Here is a 16,334-nt window from a genome sequence, read left to right as displayed (position 1 = left end):
CCGTGAGCCTGAAATGAAAAAGGCCGCCATGCGGCAGCCTCGGAGTAAGTACGGGTGTTTACATTGGTGGAGTGATTGGGCCTTGTAGCACCTCAGCTTCACCGTTATGGCAAATGTCATCGCCTCTGGTCAGATGCCAGACACCTGTGATTGTTTTACCTGTTTCCAGATCATCAACAGTGTCATTCGTATAGTACGCTACCTGTACAACACCGACATGCTGAATCCAGTAATACCCTTCCTTCATATCTCCCCCAATAACTAAAAATCATATTGTAAAGGAAGACTCATATGCTGTTTGTGCAAGAAAACACAACGGACAAGGGTGAGACGTCCCATTAGGTCACTGTCCGTTTTCTCAGATAGGGGCATTCTCATACTCAGGTTCTTTACGAGACTTTTTCTTAGTGCTATTCACCGCTAACCACTATCTTCTCGGCGACTCATTACAATCAATCTATGCGCGTTACCTTACTAATGGCTATATCAATTCAGTCACCGATATTTTTATCAGCTTCCTATCTTTTCATAAAATTAAGATTTCCTGGGCAAATTAAGGTAAAGTTGAAGTCCATCCATCAAGGAAAAGCCTATGTCAGAACGTAAAGACTCTAAATCACGCCGTAACTATCTTGTCAAATGTACCTGCCCAAACTGTACCCAGCAATCTGAACACAGTTTTTCAAGAGTACAAAAAGGTTCCCTTTTAATCTGTCCTCATTGCAATAAAGTATTCCAGACGAATCAAAAAGAAGCAGCCTGAATCTGTTTGAGATACCGTTTCTCGCACAGAATCACTACGTCTGTATTTTAAGATTATTCAAGTTACAGATAATAAAAAACCCGCTGGCTGCGGGTTTAGTATTTTCATATTCAATGAATAGTAATTATGATGATATCTGGGAAAACCATCCCCTTGCATACTTTAGTAGTGTAAGGCAAGCAGTTAGTCTCTACCGTTAAACTTTCCGTGCAGTGAACCTACACTCAACGACAATGGTCAGTATACTTTCTTTTCAAGATAGAGATGAAATATGCTCACCGTTGCCTTTAATGCTGGATCAGTAACATTCTAACGCTACTGATCCAACAATACATCCATTACTTCTGTCAGTATATCTACTCAGGCCTTAGCCGTCATCGTTATCGCATACAGACAAAAAAAGGATTTTACTCTGTGATAACTACACTGCCGGCAACCGGACCTTTAGCACCATTCTCAATGGAGAATGAGACTTTTTGGCCTTCAAACAAGGTGCGGAAATTATCGCTCTGGATAGCAGAGAAATGAACAAATACATCTTTACTACCATCTGCAGGAGAGATAAAACCGAATCCCTTATCAGCATTAAACCATTTTACTAAACCAGTCATTTTATTTGACATTTTCATTCCTTAATTTGGCCTTCCGGCGAACATGGTTTTATTACAGAAACTACTTAGCGCTTAGTGGAGAGACTCAAAGAAGGGATAAATATACAACACCTGAAATGAGAACTGCTTTAGTAAACTACTTTGTATTTTGTCTGATCTTAAAACCGACACAATCATTAACGCATGGGCGTATATAATAATCAATATTTATTTTAGCCATCCAGATCTCACGATGGCCGAAAAGTATTTCTGGCATTATCTATGAGCATGTGTATAGTGCACCTCGTTATTAGCTTTAAGGAATTTTTTTGTCTCGTAAAATGACAGGTATTGTCACAGCCTTTGACTGCAAAAGCGGAAAAGGTCTAATCTCCCCCTCCGATGGTCGCAAAGATGTGCAGCTTCACATTTCAGCTCTAAACCTCCGTGACTCAGAAGTACTCCTTCCCGGATTACGCGTTGAGTTTTGTCGAATAAATGGTCTTCGAGGCCCGTCGGCAGCGAACGTATATCTCTCATGACTTGTAGCCCCCTCTGACTTCTGGAATCATAATAGATAATTTAAAAACAGGGAGAGTTTCATATGTATCCGAAAATCTACTTAAACGACTGGCTGACAGGTCTTAAGAGCTCATGCTGCACGCTGATAGCGACTATACTTCTTTTCATCTAACCTGTTAGTTCGCCGCGTCCTGCTGGCCCCAGCTTGAAAGCAGGGGCTAGGAATCATGGTATCATCTGGAAAACACTGCAAATTCAAGCAGATGTCATTACAAATTGCGGTGCGAAATAACAATACTTAACAGACTAAATAGCTTTTTGGAATTCCACAACCCTTTTTGCTTTATATGTGCCAGTATTTTTTCTCGGGCATTCTATATCCATCTCCAGAGTTACATCCACCATCGCCAAGCAACCTTCAATAAAACCCTCAGCAGCCTGCAGTCGCTTTAATACTTGCGTATGGGAAATTCCCAACTTTTTCCCCATAACACGAACGGGAATACAATGGACGTAATACCATTCAAGCATCACACACAAAAGAGGATCATGTTTCTTAAGTCTGGCCATTGCGCAATTAATAATTAACCCATCGTTATCACTGCAAGACAATCTGGTTTTGCATGTCTGGGGCAACAGCCCCTTGAATCCTGCTGCTACTGGAGAATAGTTCACTCCTGAACTATCACTAGCGACCCAACCGCCCCATCGTTTTAAAGCCATCTGAATATCTCGCATGTTATCTCCTCTATTCATGCCAGTACGCCGATTGCCAGCGCACGATCTATAACGCGAAAAACAAGCATCAACTGGTCACCATATTTCGCTTCAAATGCCACAGGATCAGCATGCAACTCATCGTGATGTTCTCTGCACAGTGGTATAACAAACAAGTCGTGCGCCTTTGTTCCCATCCCCCCCTGTCCCTGGCCAATCAGGTGATGCGGATCATCTGCCGGTCGCCTACAACATTCGCAGGGTTGAGTTTTAATCCATGCCAGATATCTGGGAGCCGTCCAGCGGATCCGCTTTGGACGTTTCATATAAGTTTGCGGGGATTCAGGATCGACCAGAACACCAACAACGGGCTTAACCGCTGGTGCCTGCGCTGGTGGCATTTTCACGTTTACTGTGCTGGCTTTAGCTGTAATGATGCTGGTGGCGGTTACACCCGGTTCGATATCGCATTCACGCATGACTGACTGATGTTCTTCCGAAGGAATACGAAGCGCCCGACCGGCTACTGATTCGGGAATTGCGTCGGTAACCCCCATACGTACCGCCCACCAGCAAAGCTCCGCCAGCGACAATTCTTTGGAAGGATCCTGATTCAGCGCCACCATGATGCTGTTGATAATCCAGTTAATAACATTACGTCTCGCCAGCTCTGCAAGTTGCTCGCTGTAGTGGTCACGCAGATGGTTATCACAATGCCCACACAGAAGAACCGATCCGGGTTCATGATGTAGGATGGTTAACTCATGATAATGGTAATCACTGTGTGGCCACTGGCAGCAGTTACCGCCATAACGCATAAGCCAGTAATCAAGACCACCTAACCCACCAGCAGCCTTTGTAACCTTTTCGTCCAGGAAGAACGGTCGCAGGGACTCGTCACACGCAAGCGGCTGGCGAACGTCAGGAACGCGGCCTGCAGGCAAACGCTCCATACCTGCTGGCTGGCTTTCCACCAGCACGCGTTCACAACTGAATAATGACATCAGCTCACTGCCCGGCTTGAGCAGCACAATTCCAAGCTCACGTGCAACCACGGGTTTTAGCAGCGCCCTCATTCTGCTATCTCCCCGATAATTATTTGTCCCTTCTCTCCCCATAATTTAGTGACACGTGAATCCCAGATGTGAGCGTCATCTTCGTAGATGGCATCCATCAGGGCTTTCATCATGTTGTCGAAATCAGGTTTAGCCTGGTGTGGTTTACCGTTTAACTCAGCCCGTTTCTTTTTGCTCCAGCTCGCCGGCATCGGAAGAATAAAGGTGACATGCGAACCGCTTTCCGGCAGATCAACACTCTGCAGACGTACTTCATCACAGAAAGCCCGGTAACGCAGAACCTCAGGGCGCTTTTTCCATTTGTCAGCGCGCGTCATTCTGGGCTTACCCATTGGGGTGATATCGTAGACTTTCACATTCACCTCCATGTCCGTTGTTGCCAGGTTCTGTCCTGACGCGGAGGCTTAGATACCTCTGGCAAGAACGCGCTGATCGTCCAATGAACGAAGTCATTATCCAGACTACGCACGGTCTTAATCTGCTTTGCGTGATAGCGGGCTTCCAGTTCGTCAGCCTGCTCAGTGGTGAGTTGGGTATGTTGAAACCAGCTTTTCTTCATAACGCACCTCTGGATGCGGCAAAAAGAAAATCGCTGGCGTTGGTTAACGTCAGTACGTGGGATTTCTTGAATTGATCTTGCGCCATGGGGCTTTCTCCTGTGGCGCAGCAGGTATAGGTTGTTCAGGCCTATGACGGGAGTGTAACAGAATTCTGGGTAACGCGATAACCAGCCCTTTCCAGCATCTGAGTAAACAACGTAGGTGTACCAATAATTTCATTATCCTGAAGAGGCATGAAAGACACCATGCTACCGCGACGGTACATCAGGGCGCGCTCACACTCTGGAAATGATTGCAGTCTGGCAACGATGACCCCATCGTGACATCTGATGACTGCGTAGCCTTTTTTGGGCAATTCTACTTTTTCTTTCACCTAAACTCCCCCATGCAAACGGGATCAAAGTAACACCCAAAATAATTAATAAAACCAGTCGTCAGCGCTTTCCCAGGTATCCTGGAGGATTGATTCAATTTTCTTTTTGTCGTCCTTGTCACCGCCTAAAACATTTAACCCATCTGACCCGGCACGGCGGATTGTGAGCCTGCAATTGTCATAGTGATCATTCAGGCGCTTAAGCAATTCTTTCTCCAGTGCTGGTACCGCGCCTTTAGGAAGTTCTTTCATGCGATCAATGGTTAATTCAACTTTCATAATGGCCTCCACTGCATATACTGTGTTTTTATACAGTATACCTACACACGAAAATGATCAACGGCTTAAGAGCACAAATTGTTAAATTTCTGTCAGTAGTAAAAAAAGAAAACCCGCCGTAGCGGGTTGAATTAGCAATGTTTTATTAAGACGCTATTTGTTTCTGCTGACAAAACTTCGTCAGGTTAGCCCTTACCAGAGATTCAGCTAATGGTGGCTATGGGGTAATGGCTGTTCGTTTGATAACGTCATTCTCCGCCGCGCGTATGTGTTAACAGAAACGCCCTTCGCTGTTCCGTTCTGGAATGACAGGGACGTAAGGACCATGGTTGAACTGGGTAAATCTGTCGGTATCAATCCGCGCTTCGACATCCCGTTTGAAGGTGATTTGCACAATGCACTTTCTGACGCCCGGCATCAGGTCAAATACGTCTCTGCAATCTGGAAACGTCTGACCGCAAACTGATTTTCTAATTTCACAATTTATGGTTCCTGCCTGGTATGTTTTTACAGGCAGGCCATCAGAGAGATGAGCTATGCACGAACTTACACTGTCTCCTCAGGAAATTGCAGAAATTACTGGCTATCAGCGCTACACCCACCAGCAGCGACAGCTGCGGTGTCACGGCATACCGTTCACCACTGATGGGCGGAACCGCCCAATTGTATTGCGCAGAAGTATTGGTCCCGGAGTTTCTGAATTACCTAAGGTCGATGAATATGTTGCACTTGAGCCAAATTACGACGCAATCAATGGGCAGACCAAGAAAAGATCCTAAAGACAAGCACCTCCCGCCACGCGTAACTAAAAACCGTTATAGCTATGTGTGGAAGCCAAAAGGAACAAAACAAAGCGTAACTCTTGCACCTATTACCGGGACAAGTATGTCCCGGCTATGGGCGCGTTATGAGGAAGAGAAAGCCAAGCGTTCAGACGTGATGACATTTTCTAAATTATGGAAGTTATTCACCAGTAGCCCAGCTTTTGCTGAACTGGCTCCACGGACGCAGACTGATTACAGATCGTATGAAAAAAACCTGGTCCCAGTGTTCGGGAATATGCGAGCAGATGACATAAAAATTGAGATGGTCAGGATCTATATGGATAAACGTGGCCAGCGCAGCATTAACCAGGCAAACCAGGAACTCGGCGGGATGTCGCGTGTTTTCTCATGGGGATATGAACGAGGGTACGTGAAAGGAAATCCGTGCAAAGGAGTGCGCAAGTTCTCTTTAAAAGCCCGTGACGTGTACGTGACAGACGAAGAATATCAGGCAATTTATGAAGAGGCGGTACCAGCTCTCCGGGTTGGCATGGAGATATCTTACTTATGCGCAGCTCGCGTTTCCGATGTACTTTCTCTCAAATGGTCGCAAGTAAGCGAGGAAGGCATTTTTATCCAGCAGGGAAAGACCGGGACTAAACAAATAAAAATCTGGACTGAACGGCTTCATAACGCCATCGAACTTGCAAAAACTCTGGGTGGGCGGGAAACGGTTATCTGTAGCAGCAAAAAAACTAAATACTCGAAAAGTGGGTTTAACGATCTGTGGGAAACCGCAAGGGAAGCAGCAGGAAAAAAACTAGATAGAAAACTGCCGTGTACATTTCATGATCTCAAAGCCAAGGGAATATCTGATTACGAAGGTTCAAGTAAGGACAAACAACTATTCTCAGGTCATAAAACTGAAAGCCAAGTTGTGATTTATGACAGAAAAGTGAAAATTTCTCCCACACTTGATCTACCAAATATACAGACTGTAAAAAAAGTCAAAGCCTCCTAGGAGGCTTTGATTACATTAAGTAAATGCTTACCCATCGCCTCAGACATCTTAGGGGGAACCGCATTTCCTATTTGGCGAGCCCGAGATTGCAAAGAACCAGTAAACTTATAATCCAAAGGGAAAGTTTGTAAACAAGCTGCTTCACGAACAGATATTGCTCGATTTTGTGTCGGGTGTCCAAAACGTCCATTTGAATAACTAATACAGCGCGTTGTTAGTCCACTGGCAGGCTTATCCCAGCTCAGACGGCCATAGACATCTGTATGGCCTTTATGGTTACGATGACATTTCAAAATCAGTTCATCAGGCCAGAACTCTCGACTGCCACCCTCTGGGGTACATTTAATCCTACGCAAATTAAGCTCTGATAAACGTGCAGCCTCATGATCAGGAAGACTATTATGCTTTTCACCCGCCTCTATCCTCGGAAGATTACCGATCCAGTCTTTGACTGTTGAATAAGGTGTGTTTCCAATTCCATGTGTGGGGGAAGGTAATGCAACATCAAAATCTTTAGATGCAATAAGCACTAGTCTCTCCCGCGTTTGTGGCACACCGTACCATGCAGCCGGCATTACTTTATAATCCACACTGTAGCCATTTGAAGTGAGCATTTCTAAAAAAAGCATGAATGTCCCTTCATTTTTATTAAACCTTTGCATTCCAGGCACGTTTTCAACAAAAATGAAATCGGGCATATAATGTTCTACAAAACGACTGAATTCTTTTAATAAATCCAACCGAGGATCATCAGATTTTTTATTTGAGTTTTGCTTAGAGTATGGCTGACAAGGCGCACACCCTGAAAAAAGGATATAATCATTACGATGATTCTCTACCAGATTTTTTATAGCATCATTTTCAATAATTCGAATATCCGAATTAATAAACTCAGCCTGTGGGAAATTTGCACGAAATGAATTGGCCGCATCTACGTCGAAATCCAGACCAAAAACAACATCCATACCAGCTTGGTGGAAGCCTTGACTAGTTCCACCACAACCGGAGAAGAAATCGAACACTTTGATTTTCTTCATTTTTCCCTCAAATTCCAAAATCGTCACTTAATGATACCACGTTCAATAGCTTGAGTAATTACCTTTCTTATTTCCGCCATTTCTGGTAAATCATCTTTAAGTCTAGCAATCATTATTTTTTGAATACAAAAAATCTCTCCTGAATCTACTTCTTCTTTATCATATTGATGTTGCGCTAATAATCTAATCTGTTTTTTATACATATCCAAATCATTAGCATCCCAACTCTGTGAATCAATTATATTTTGTTCATCTGGCAATATAGCAGATTCGATAAGGAATTGTTCAGGAGTATTAAATGGTAAATACTGTACTTTCTGAAAAGCATACTCAAGCGCTTGTCTTTTCAGAGCATTTGCTTCAAGTTCATTTGCCTTACCATTACTACCACTTGCATTGATAACCAATTCACACCCGTAATATTCGCGCATTGTTTTAACTAAATTAGCATCTGCGATCTCACTAATTCTTACCGGTTTAACTTTTTTATTTTTATCTCCATCCAGCAAAAACAGAATATCATCACGAGATACCATAGCATAACTTGGAAGGTGCTTACTTAATATAGTCTCAGATCCACCAGGTATATAGCTTATATTAAACGATAGCTTTAGCATATCATCACTTTTAATTGCCTTGGCTATTATCTCTTTAGCTAACTTATCTTCTACAATTATAGTTTTCTTTGTAATATCATGACCTAACTCTACGAAAGCCTCATCTGGTGATATATTTTGAGCTATTTTTGCCGTTTCACTATCCTCATCAAAAATAAATAACTTAATCGCTTCTTTCGGAAGCAAATTTACAATAACTGGAGAATGAGTTGAAACAACTACTTGGTGTTTTTTTTGCTCAACAATAGAGTAAAGAATTTCCATCATTCTCTTCTGAGCACCTGGATGTAGAGAAACCTCTGGTTCATCAAGAAGAATTAATGAATTAGGTTTGGCTGAGTAAATGCTAAGTACAAGTGAAACAATAGCGAATTCACCACTCCCAGCAAAAGCCTCAGTATAGTTTAGTTTATCCGTTGAAAGTAAGGCAGTCCCACCTCTGGCTCCCCATAATCTATGCTCTAGAAATTTTATATCTTTATAATTTCTACCCAAAATATATGAAACAGCCTGAACCAAATCGGGTGTTAAGGTTACATTTCTTACAATGGTTTCCGAACCCCAAAGTCTTAAATTTTTAAGTTTTTCATCAAAAGCCTTCTTTATATATTTAGACTTACTTCTGATGTAATCCTGTTTTGTGATCAATTTTCCATCTTTCTTTTTTCTCAACTTAAAGTCAGAGTGATACATACATCTATCAAAAGCACTTATTTCTGATCTGAAATCTAAGAAAACCAATCCCTTTTTAACCTTTTGCCATCGAGTGGCATTACTTTCTGCACCTGAAACCTCAGAAACACTTTCCATATTATCGCCAACTGACGGGCGACTAGTCTCCCAATAGTCGATTGTATGTTTGGTCGCATTAATACGCGTTTGTAGTATTTCGACCAAGCGTCCATCAGAGTTTTTATAACCATAAATGTATCTAGGTTTCAGAGAACTTCCATCCGCAAGTTGTAGGTCAGGAAATTCATCTGTTTCTGTAGTAAACCAATAGCGCGTAATGCTTTTCCCATATGGGCAACCAAACAATGCCTTTATAACAGAGCTTTTGTTGGTTCCATTTTGACCAACCAAAGCAGTGATCGGAAATTGAAAGTCGATTCTTGCATTCTGCTCTATGTTTTTAAAGTATGGAAAACGGATATGCTGTATGAAAGGCTCAAATTGTCCGGCATTCAGTGCACGCTGAAGGGAACGGATCTTGTCCTTGTAAGATGAAGTACTCATTTTTCGCTAAAATCCATAAGCTATTAATAGGTTATGGGTGACATGATAGCGATTTTTAATGTAGATAAAAGAGGTTTGTTGACCAGTACTCCAATGGTATGTTAGCTGCCAAAATTAGCAAATATACCAAGCTAATATACCAACACTATACCAAGTGTGACGTGAGTCGTTGAAAGGAACTGGGCTAAGTGCTTGAATAGTGGCGGAGAGAGGGGGATTTGAACCCCCGGTAGAGTTGCCCCTACTCCGGTTTTCGAGACCGGTCCATTCAGCCGCTCTGGCATCTCTCCGTTCTGGTGGTTGCCATGATGCCAGGTAATTTGGCATTTTAACAGACCCAGTTCCGTCAATTTCGTTCAAGTGACGAGTTTGCGAGCAAAACGATGATTAAGTGGCCCTGGAAAGAGCAAGAAACAGCCCGGAATGATGACTGGCCCTGGGATGATGCCCTGGCAATTCCTCTTCTGGTGAATCTTACTGAACAAGAACAAGCCAGGCTTATTGCCCAGGCTGAGCGTTTTTTACAGCAAAAAAGATTGGTTGCGCTACAAGGATTTGAACTGGACGCACTGAAAAGTGCACGTATTGCTCTGCTTTTCTGTTTGCCTGTTCTGGAATTAGGCATCGAATGGCTCGATGGTTTTCATGAAGTCCTCATTTACCCTGCTCCGTTTGTTGTGGATGACGAATGGGAAGATGATATTGGGCTGGTGCACAATCAACGGATTATTCAGTCAGGCCAAAGCTGGCAACAGGGTCCGGTGATCCTGAACTGGCTTGATATCCAGGATTCCTTCGATGCTTCCGGCTTTAACCTGATTATTCACGAAGTGGCACATAAACTTGATATGCGTAATGGCGATCGCGCCAGCGGCGTTCCGGCTATCCCGCTGAGGGAAATTGCAAACTGGGAGCACGATCTCCATGCAGCTATGAACAACATCCAGGATGAAATCGATCTGGTGGGTGAAACAGCCTGCAGTATAGATGCCTACGCAGCAACCGATCCTGCAGAATGCTTTGCGGTATTATCCGAGTATTTCTTCAGCGCCCCCGAGTTATTTGCACCACGTTTTCCGGCATTGTGGCAACGTTTTTTCCAGTTCTATCGCCAGAATCCAATGCTTCGGTTGCGCGATAGCCAGGAAGAAGACCATTTTCGCTCATCAAATGTACATTAATACTGAATTTGAAGATTAATTAACCAATTGATATGACGTATTAATTTTACTATTGACACGTCATGATGAGGTCAGTAATATGCGCCTCGTTCACACGATTCCTCTGTAGTTCAGTCGGTAGAACGGCGGACTGTTAATCCGTATGTCACTGGTTCGAGTCCAGTCAGAGGAGCCAAATTTAAGAAGCCTGCTTAGGAAACTAAGCAGGCTTTTTGCTTTATATCTGATAATCAATCATCACTTCATCAGGCTCCATCGCCTGGCGTTTAATCTCTTCCACAGATAAACCTGCGTTGCATAGCTCGATGAATCGCCAGACGTAATTGCGCTGCAACTGACCGCGTTTGAGCCCCAGCCAAACGGTGTTCGCATCAAATAAATGCCGGGTATCAAGGCGGGTTAACGTCCCCTCCTCCTGCTCGCCACTGGATTGCTCCGCCACCAGTCCGATTCCCAGCCCCAGCGCTACATACGTTTTAATTACATCCGAGTCCTGTGCACTGAGGATAATATCCGGCACCAACCCTTTACGCGCAAATGCCTCATCAATACGTGAGCGCCCCGTAATACCCTGCCGATAGGTAATGAGTGGCCAGTGAGCAATAGACTCAAGCGTAAGCGGGGAAGCCTTAACTAATGGATGATCGTGTGGAACAAGCAGGCTGTGCTGCCAACGAAACCAGGGAAACGCCACCAACAGCGGATCGCTGCTGAGTCGTTCACTGGCAATACCAATGTCAGCGCCACCATTTTGCAGGAGAACGTCAATTTCTTGCGGCGTCCCCTGGATAAGCTCCAGGCGAACCTCCGGGAAGAGCTCACGAAATGCTTTGATCACCGCAGGCAGACTATAGCGTGCCTGCGTGTGTGTGGTCGCAATGGTCAGCACGCCAGACGTGTCATTGGTAAACAGGTCCGCCAGTCGGCGAACATTACTGGCTTCATTAAGAATACGCTCAGCGATCACCAGCAACGCCTTCCCCGGTTCGGTCATGCCAAGTAAACGTTTACCACGGCGAATAAAAATTTCGATGCCAAGTTCATCTTCAAGTTCGCGAATATGCCGGCTTACCCCCGACTGCGAGGTATAAAGAATATTCGCGACTTCCGTCAGGTTGTAATCCTGACGGGCCGCCTCGCGGATTATTTTAAGTTGCTGGAAATTCACTTTTCGCTCCGGGTACATCAAACATTACGCTATTGTTAAAGTCTGATGCCCGGCATAACAAATAATAAAAACCTGCATCTTATTCCTGGCTGGAATAAGGTCTAACTCACCAGCTGTAGCTCCCGGTTTTCCAGTGCCGGACGGCTAACCAGCGACAACAGGATCTCTTTCACCGCCTGAGCCTGTGGTGTCAAACTGCCCCTGGCTGACATGTTAAGCGAGAGGGGCAGATTCATGGAGGGCGTTGTAATCCGCGCCATCCAGCCATTCGCTGCATGACATAATGCCCGGGCTGCCGATTCAGGCAAAACCGTCACCCCCATACCACTGGCAATCGCGGCCGTTAGGGTGGAGATAGAATCAATTTCACCTATTACTTTGGCCGTTAAGCGGCGCAGTGAGAAGGCTTCGTCAACACGGAGGCGAACCGCACTGTAATCCCGTGGCAGAAACAAATTCATCTGCGCAACTGCCGTTAAATCGACACTTGGCCCTGGACATTCGCGCGTCCCCACCAGGAAAAGATCCTCTTTGAGTAACGGTTGACTGGAAATACCCGCGATCGGCGAACGCTCGTAGAGCACCGCCATATCTAATTGACCACTGAGCAGTTTATCGTTCAGCACCGCCCCGCTGTTTTCATGCAAATAGACCAGTACATCGGGCAGCTCGGCGCGGACGGTCTGTAATAACGGCATGGTAATTGATGATGCCGCAGTGCCAGGTGCCAGGCCAATAGAGACGTGTCCACTCAGGGTCTGCCCTACATTATTAACCGCAAGCTGCGCCTGTTCACACTGACGTAATATTGTCCGGGCGTGCGTGTACAGTACTTTCCCAGCTTCCGTCGGCGTCACCCCGCGTTTGGTGCGGATCAACAACTGTTGATCCAATTCCCCCTCCAGCGTAGCAACCTGCTGGCTCAGCGCGGGTTGAGCGATATGCAATACTTCCGCTGCCTGGGTCAGGCTACCAATATCGACGATTTTTACGAAGTATTTCAGTCGTCTGAAGTTCATTTTGCCTCCTGTCGGAATACCAGAACCCATGCTGGCAGTCATGAAACTCAGGATTGCAAGATGCTTGCCAGTTTCATCTGTAGACGATTATTTAATGTTAAGCTCCCGTTAAGTAAGGGATGGCGCAGGAAAGTGATCGCTTCTATTGATTCCGCCTTTATCCGGGCTGCCCCACAAGAGGTAGACACGCACCAGAATGGGGCAAATGTCTAAAAAAGCATGAAAGATCGCCGCTTTGTTGAATTTGTCAGCAAACGAACACACAATTTCATTTCCCCCTTTGACAACCCCCATCGCCCCCGCTAATATGCGCCTCGTTCAAACGATTCCTCTGTAGTTCAGTCGGTAGAACGGCGGACTGTTAATCCGTATGTCACTGGTTCGAGTCCAGTCAGAGGAGCCAAATTTTAGTTTCAGGACATCCCAGCGAGTCCGGAAGCTTGTTAAAAAACAAGAACTTATCTTTACCCGGCTGTCCTGAGAAGGATTGCCGGGTTTCTTGACACCCATAGTTTTTTGGGGCTTAATCGGGTGCCTCACGGTTCGGTGAGAAAATAGAGCCGCCCGCTATGGCATTAACAGATACCGCTATCCGCAAGACTAAACCCACAGAAAAACCCTTCAAACTGGCAGACAGTTCAGGACTGTACCTGCTGATCAAACCTAACGGCTCGAAACTCTGGTATATGAAGTATCGCATCGACGGCAAAGAGAAAAAACTCGCCTTTGGCCCCTACCCGGATGTGTCCCTGTTTAAAGCGCGACAGTTACGTGATGCCGCGCGGGCGAAAATACGTGAGGGGGTCGATCCCTCCGCTGACAAGAAAATCGCGCAACAGAAAAATAAAAACGGTCATACATTCCGCCAGATCGCCATGAACTGGCACGGTGAACACAGGCGCTGGTCTGAACATTATGCGAACACCATCCAGCGCAGGCTGGAAATGTATGTTTTCCCGGATATCGGAGGACAGCCTCATCGATCATATCACCACGGAAACGCTGTTATTTACCCTGCACAAAGTGGAAAACAAGGGCTTTCTGGAGAAAGCCGCGCAGCTGAAAAACTACGTCACCGAGATCATGCGCTATGCGGTGAAAAGGAGTTAATCAAATCAAACCGGACGATGGCGTGCAGTGCGCTGAGTGAGTCGGGGTTGTGGAGCAAAGAAGCCATTGAAAAGCAGATGAGCCATCAGGAAAGAAACAGCGTGCGGGCGGCCTATATTCATAAGGCTGAATATCTGGAAGAACGGATCGCGATGATGCAGTGGTGGGCAGATTATCTGGATGCAAATACTGGCGGATATATTTCACCCTATCAGTTTGCCAGTAGGCTGAAAAAAGTGTCGTAATACAACGGGTTATTAAAGGGTAAACGGGTGTTTCCCCTTAAGTACGTTTCAATCCGTGAATTATTTCAGCAGATCAATCAACCGCAGCAGAGCCAGTAACAGCTCCAGTACGGCAATGAGCACAACCAGCTTACGCGTTAGTGTGTCCATTCGCTCTCCTTTTGAAAGGAGCGCAACGCCTGCATCTTACCCTTACACTGCCTGTCAGTGCAGGATTACATCTGCCAGGATTGTATTATCACGCAACGCCGCTCAGGTCGCCATCCGCAGCCTGAGAGCGAAAAATAGAGAACCCTGCCTCACCAGCAGGGTTTTTTATTTTCTGCGATCGGCCTTCCAGAGTGTCTCTTTATGTTGGCGGCTAATCGCGGTATCTTTTAGCTGTACCTGCAAAACCGGGTACCTGGTTAGGTGTTACGCCAGAACAAATCTGGCCGTCCCGTTATCGTAAGCCGGAATATAGCCAGAGCTAAACCGACTCGCCCGATCTTCTGTCAGCTTTGCTGGCGGAAGATCGGGAAAAGACAAGCGAAGCGCGGCAGACTGTCATTCATAAAATTGCGAAAAAATCTACAAACAACTCAATTCCCGAAAAAAAGGTTTCCTCTTTTCATCCGTGTAAAACGGTTGTAATCACCCTCTTGCCCTATGCTGTCGTAGACAGCTCCCGTTGCTTCACAACCTGAAAGAAGCACCTGTTCCGTCAGGACGGTTGATCCCTTTACCGGTGCAGGCCTCTGCAAACACTGGGTCGCAGGACATCGCGGCGGAGGCTCGAAGTTCACACTCAATAGATTTTTTAACCGCGCCAGTTCACCAGCACTCATTTCACACAACTGAAAATTCTACGATTTTCCGGCAAGTTTATACCTGCTGAATTTCAGCGCCTTTTACTTTATGGGCTGCGGCCTGCATTTACCGTAAGGCATTTGCTGCCGCGTGACCGTAAACCTGCACCAGAATCCGCGATCTTTCACACACTGCCCCTGCTTTCGGGGTTCCAGCACTCATTCCCGCATCTGACACGCCTTTTGAAGGATACGTTGCCCCTTCTCCCGCTTGCCCCTCTTATGCATTCCGTTAATAAATATAATCATCAATATAAATAACATAGAACTATCGTTTATCAAAAATCGATCGGTAAAGACTATTAATTGCATTCCGTGTGACATTAATCACAAAACTGGGGTACTCAATGTTTATTATTTACTGCATAGCAAAGCATATAGTTTTATTGCAAGAGAATGATCTCATCATGCGGTAAAATTTTTTACTTATGCAATCTTTGGAGGTAATTATTTTGCCATGGAAAGACCCATCATCAAATGCATTTTTTAGCTGGATTTACATAATATTATTCGGCGCGTGGGGAGGTTTTGTTAGATATATCCTTGACGTTAAATCTGGCCGGTCGGGAAGAAATTTATTTTCGGCGTTAGCACAAATTATAGTATCAGGATTTACCGGCGTGCTTTCTGGATTGATGTCACAAAGTCTTGGAACAGTATTTCATACTACGCTTGCAATCAGCGGTATATCAGGTGCAATGGGCGTTGTTGCCCTTAATTATTACTGGAAAAAAATTTCTGGAGATAGCAATGATAAATCATGAATTCAGTAAAACATCTGAAAAGAATCTTAAAGGCGTACATAAGGATCTTTCTGATGTGATGAGAAGAGCATTGAAGTTATCACCTATCGATTTTGGTATTTCAGAAGGGTTAAGAAACCAAAAGAGGCAGCTTGAGTTATTGGCATCAGGAAAATCATTAACGTCAAAAAGCAGGCATTTAACGGGACACGCCGTCGATATATTCGCAGTCATAAACGGTACAGCATCATGGGAGTTTAAGCATTACCAGACAATTGCAACGACTGTGTTTCAGGCAGCTAAAGAGCTAGCTATTGACGTTGAATGGGGGGGTAACTGGGCGGAAATTAAGGATGGCGTTCATTTTCAACTCTCACGAAAAATGTACCCAGAATAGCATCTACCGTGTTTAGCAGACCTACTCAAACGGATAATACGACATACCAACATTGGCAGGGTGATTAA

The 16,334-nt window shown here is 45.0% G+C and carries 19 protein-coding genes, 3 tRNA genes and 2 pseudogenes; 11 read left to right on the top strand and 13 right to left on the bottom strand.

Going from position 1 to position 16,334, the window contains the following annotated elements; all coding sequences use genetic code 11:
- Positions 1-58: 58 nt before the first annotated feature.
- Positions 59-247: a hypothetical protein gene (locus tag IB196_RS08685; RefSeq protein WP_040230722.1), complete on the bottom strand. Its 189-nt coding sequence runs from the start codon at positions 245-247 to the stop codon at positions 59-61.
- 345 nt (positions 248-592) lie between these two features.
- Between IB196_RS08685 and IB196_RS08680 the strand changes: the two genes are divergently transcribed.
- Entirely contained in the window at positions 593-763 is a 171-nt protein-coding gene (locus IB196_RS08680) for a YnfU family zinc-binding protein (RefSeq protein WP_162835200.1), read from the top strand.
- A gap of 407 nt (positions 764-1,170) precedes the next feature.
- Here the strand turns inward: IB196_RS08680 and cspA are convergent, their stop codons facing one another.
- Positions 1,171-1,386 carry an RNA chaperone/antiterminator CspA gene (gene cspA, locus IB196_RS08675; protein ID WP_040230721.1) on the bottom strand — a complete coding sequence of 72 codons (216 nt, stop codon included), beginning with the start codon at positions 1,384-1,386 and terminating at the stop codon, positions 1,171-1,173.
- A 296-nt stretch (positions 1,387-1,682) separates the two neighbouring features.
- Between cspA and cspF the strand changes: the two genes are divergently transcribed.
- Positions 1,683-1,895 (top strand): cold shock-like protein CspF, encoded by a 213-nt coding sequence (gene cspF, locus IB196_RS08670; RefSeq protein ID WP_072041427.1) that lies wholly within the window; start codon positions 1,683-1,685, stop codon positions 1,893-1,895.
- 286 nt (positions 1,896-2,181) lie between these two features.
- Here the strand turns inward: cspF and IB196_RS08665 are convergent, their stop codons facing one another.
- The 6 genes from IB196_RS08665 to IB196_RS08640 form a co-directional block, all read right to left on the bottom strand.
- Positions 2,182-2,613 (bottom strand): antiterminator Q family protein, encoded by a 432-nt coding sequence (locus IB196_RS08665; RefSeq protein WP_052463721.1) that lies wholly within the window; start codon positions 2,611-2,613, stop codon positions 2,182-2,184.
- Positions 2,614-2,627: 14 nt separating this feature from the next.
- A complete protein-coding gene (locus tag IB196_RS08660) occupies positions 2,628-3,668 on the bottom strand; it encodes a DUF968 domain-containing protein (RefSeq protein ID WP_040230720.1) in 1,041 nt (346 codons plus the stop codon).
- The gene (locus IB196_RS08655; RefSeq protein WP_072041430.1) at positions 3,665-4,024 is read right to left on the bottom strand and encodes a RusA family crossover junction endodeoxyribonuclease; all 360 of its coding nucleotides are present in this window, start codon (positions 4,022-4,024) and stop codon (positions 3,665-3,667) included. The genes IB196_RS08660 and IB196_RS08655 overlap by 4 nt, the downstream gene beginning before the upstream one ends.
- A 2-nt stretch (positions 4,025-4,026) precedes the next feature.
- Entirely contained in the window at positions 4,027-4,227 is a 201-nt protein-coding gene (locus tag IB196_RS08650) for a hypothetical protein (RefSeq protein WP_040230718.1), read from the bottom strand.
- Positions 4,228-4,355: 128 nt separating this feature from the next.
- A complete protein-coding gene (locus IB196_RS08645; RefSeq protein ID WP_048221170.1) occupies positions 4,356-4,601 on the bottom strand; it encodes a hypothetical protein in 246 nt (81 codons plus the stop codon).
- A 45-nt stretch (positions 4,602-4,646) separates the two neighbouring features.
- A complete protein-coding gene (locus IB196_RS08640) occupies positions 4,647-4,880 on the bottom strand; it encodes a DinI family protein (protein WP_040230717.1) in 234 nt (77 codons plus the stop codon).
- 217 nt (positions 4,881-5,097) lie between these two features.
- Here IB196_RS08640 and IB196_RS08635 point away from each other — a divergent pair.
- From IB196_RS08635 to IB196_RS08625, 3 genes and pseudogenes are all read left to right on the top strand, one after another.
- Positions 5,098-5,346: pseudogene (locus IB196_RS08635) on the top strand (3'-5' exonuclease); the annotation flags it as partial.
- A gap of 70 nt (positions 5,347-5,416) precedes the next feature.
- Positions 5,417-5,659, top strand: coding sequence for a DUF4224 domain-containing protein (locus tag IB196_RS08630; RefSeq protein WP_072041425.1), 243 nt, complete (start codon positions 5,417-5,419; stop codon positions 5,657-5,659).
- The gene (locus IB196_RS08625; RefSeq protein ID WP_188232093.1) at positions 5,634-6,665 is read left to right on the top strand and encodes a tyrosine-type recombinase/integrase; all 1,032 of its coding nucleotides are present in this window, start codon (positions 5,634-5,636) and stop codon (positions 6,663-6,665) included. The genes IB196_RS08630 and IB196_RS08625 overlap by 26 nt, the downstream gene beginning before the upstream one ends.
- Here the strand turns inward: IB196_RS08625 and IB196_RS08620 are convergent.
- From IB196_RS08620 to IB196_RS08610, 3 genes are all read right to left on the bottom strand, one after another.
- Positions 6,662-7,702, bottom strand: a complete 1,041-nt coding sequence (locus IB196_RS08620; RefSeq protein ID WP_188232099.1) for a DNA cytosine methyltransferase — start codon at positions 7,700-7,702, stop codon at positions 6,662-6,664. The two genes, IB196_RS08625 and IB196_RS08620, sit on opposite strands and share 4 nt — an antisense overlap.
- A gap of 23 nt (positions 7,703-7,725) precedes the next feature.
- The gene (locus IB196_RS08615; RefSeq protein ID WP_188232092.1) at positions 7,726-9,555 is read right to left on the bottom strand and encodes an AAA family ATPase; all 1,830 of its coding nucleotides are present in this window, start codon (positions 9,553-9,555) and stop codon (positions 7,726-7,728) included.
- A 200-nt stretch (positions 9,556-9,755) separates the two neighbouring features.
- Positions 9,756-9,845, bottom strand: a tRNA-Ser gene (locus tag IB196_RS08610).
- A gap of 93 nt (positions 9,846-9,938) precedes the next feature.
- Between IB196_RS08610 and mtfA the strand changes: the two genes are divergently transcribed.
- Together mtfA and IB196_RS08600 are read left to right on the top strand one after the other, a co-directional pair.
- On the top strand, positions 9,939-10,736 hold the full coding sequence (gene mtfA / locus IB196_RS08605) for a DgsA anti-repressor MtfA (RefSeq protein WP_005127779.1): 798 nt from the start codon (positions 9,939-9,941) through the stop codon (positions 10,734-10,736).
- 99 nt (positions 10,737-10,835) lie between these two features.
- Positions 10,836-10,911 (top strand) — tRNA-Asn (locus tag IB196_RS08600).
- 42 nt (positions 10,912-10,953) lie between these two features.
- On the opposite strand, the gene cbl is transcribed toward IB196_RS08600, so the two are convergent.
- Positions 10,954-11,904 carry an HTH-type transcriptional regulator Cbl gene (gene cbl / locus IB196_RS08595; RefSeq protein ID WP_005127780.1) on the bottom strand — a complete coding sequence of 317 codons (951 nt, stop codon included), beginning with the start codon at positions 11,902-11,904 and terminating at the stop codon, positions 10,954-10,956.
- Positions 11,905-12,005: 101 nt separating this feature from the next.
- Positions 12,006-12,923 (bottom strand): nitrogen assimilation transcriptional regulator NAC, encoded by a 918-nt coding sequence (gene nac / locus IB196_RS08590; RefSeq protein ID WP_005127781.1) that lies wholly within the window; start codon positions 12,921-12,923, stop codon positions 12,006-12,008.
- Between the two features lie 327 nt (positions 12,924-13,250).
- On the opposite strand from nac, the gene IB196_RS08585 reads away from it, so the two are divergent.
- The 4 genes and pseudogenes from IB196_RS08585 (at position 13,251) to IB196_RS08570 (ending at position 16,266) form a co-directional block, all read left to right on the top strand.
- Positions 13,251-13,326: transfer RNA gene (locus IB196_RS08585), tRNA-Asn, on the top strand.
- Between the two features lie 166 nt (positions 13,327-13,492).
- A pseudogene (locus IB196_RS08580) lies at positions 13,493-14,278 on the top strand (integrase arm-type DNA-binding domain-containing protein).
- 1,300 nt (positions 14,279-15,578) lie between these two features.
- Positions 15,579-15,890 carry a phage holin family protein gene (locus IB196_RS08575; protein ID WP_223236915.1) on the top strand — a complete coding sequence of 104 codons (312 nt, stop codon included), beginning with the start codon at positions 15,579-15,581 and terminating at the stop codon, positions 15,888-15,890.
- Positions 15,877-16,266: a M15 family metallopeptidase gene (locus tag IB196_RS08570; protein ID WP_005127784.1), complete on the top strand. Its 390-nt coding sequence runs from the start codon at positions 15,877-15,879 to the stop codon at positions 16,264-16,266. The genes IB196_RS08575 and IB196_RS08570 overlap by 14 nt, the downstream gene beginning before the upstream one ends.
- Positions 16,267-16,334 lie beyond the last annotated feature (68 nt).

It is taken from the genome of Citrobacter sp. C6_1 (genome assembly GCF_014596835.2).
GTDB lineage: Bacteria > Pseudomonadota > Gammaproteobacteria > Enterobacterales > Enterobacteriaceae > Citrobacter > Citrobacter pasteurii.
Note: the sequence above shows the minus strand (reverse complement) of the source record. Positions and strands in the feature narration are given on the sequence as shown.

Excerpts from the sequence above, each read along its gene's own strand:
- IB196_RS08570 (WP_005127784.1), top strand. The coding sequence starts at position 15,877 with ATGATAAATCATGAATTCAGTAAAACATCTGAAAAGAATCTTAAAGGC.
- IB196_RS08640 (WP_040230717.1), bottom strand. The coding sequence starts at position 4,880 with ATGAAAGTTGAATTAACCATTGATCGCATGAAAGAACTTCCTAAAGGC.
- IB196_RS08680 (WP_162835200.1), top strand. The coding sequence starts at position 593 with ATGTCAGAACGTAAAGACTCTAAATCACGCCGTAACTATCTTGTCAAA.
- mtfA (WP_005127779.1), top strand. The coding sequence starts at position 9,939 with ATGATTAAGTGGCCCTGGAAAGAGCAAGAAACAGCCCGGAATGATGAC.
- IB196_RS08620 (WP_188232099.1), bottom strand. The coding sequence starts at position 7,702 with ATGAAGAAAATCAAAGTGTTCGATTTCTTCTCCGGTTGTGGTGGAACT.
- IB196_RS08650 (WP_040230718.1), bottom strand. The coding sequence starts at position 4,227 with ATGAAGAAAAGCTGGTTTCAACATACCCAACTCACCACTGAGCAGGCT.
- cspA (WP_040230721.1), bottom strand. The coding sequence starts at position 1,386 with ATGTCAAATAAAATGACTGGTTTAGTAAAATGGTTTAATGCTGATAAG.
- IB196_RS08625 (WP_188232093.1), top strand. The coding sequence starts at position 5,634 with ATGGGCAGACCAAGAAAAGATCCTAAAGACAAGCACCTCCCGCCACGC.
- IB196_RS08685 (WP_040230722.1), bottom strand. The coding sequence starts at position 247 with ATGAAGGAAGGGTATTACTGGATTCAGCATGTCGGTGTTGTACAGGTA.
- IB196_RS08665 (WP_052463721.1), bottom strand. The coding sequence starts at position 2,613 with ATGCGAGATATTCAGATGGCTTTAAAACGATGGGGCGGTTGGGTCGCT.
- IB196_RS08615 (WP_188232092.1), bottom strand. The coding sequence starts at position 9,555 with ATGAGTACTTCATCTTACAAGGACAAGATCCGTTCCCTTCAGCGTGCA.
- nac (WP_005127781.1), bottom strand. The coding sequence starts at position 12,923 with ATGAACTTCAGACGACTGAAATACTTCGTAAAAATCGTCGATATTGGT.
- IB196_RS08660 (WP_040230720.1), bottom strand. The coding sequence starts at position 3,668 with ATGAGGGCGCTGCTAAAACCCGTGGTTGCACGTGAGCTTGGAATTGTG.
- IB196_RS08630 (WP_072041425.1), top strand. The coding sequence starts at position 5,417 with ATGCACGAACTTACACTGTCTCCTCAGGAAATTGCAGAAATTACTGGC.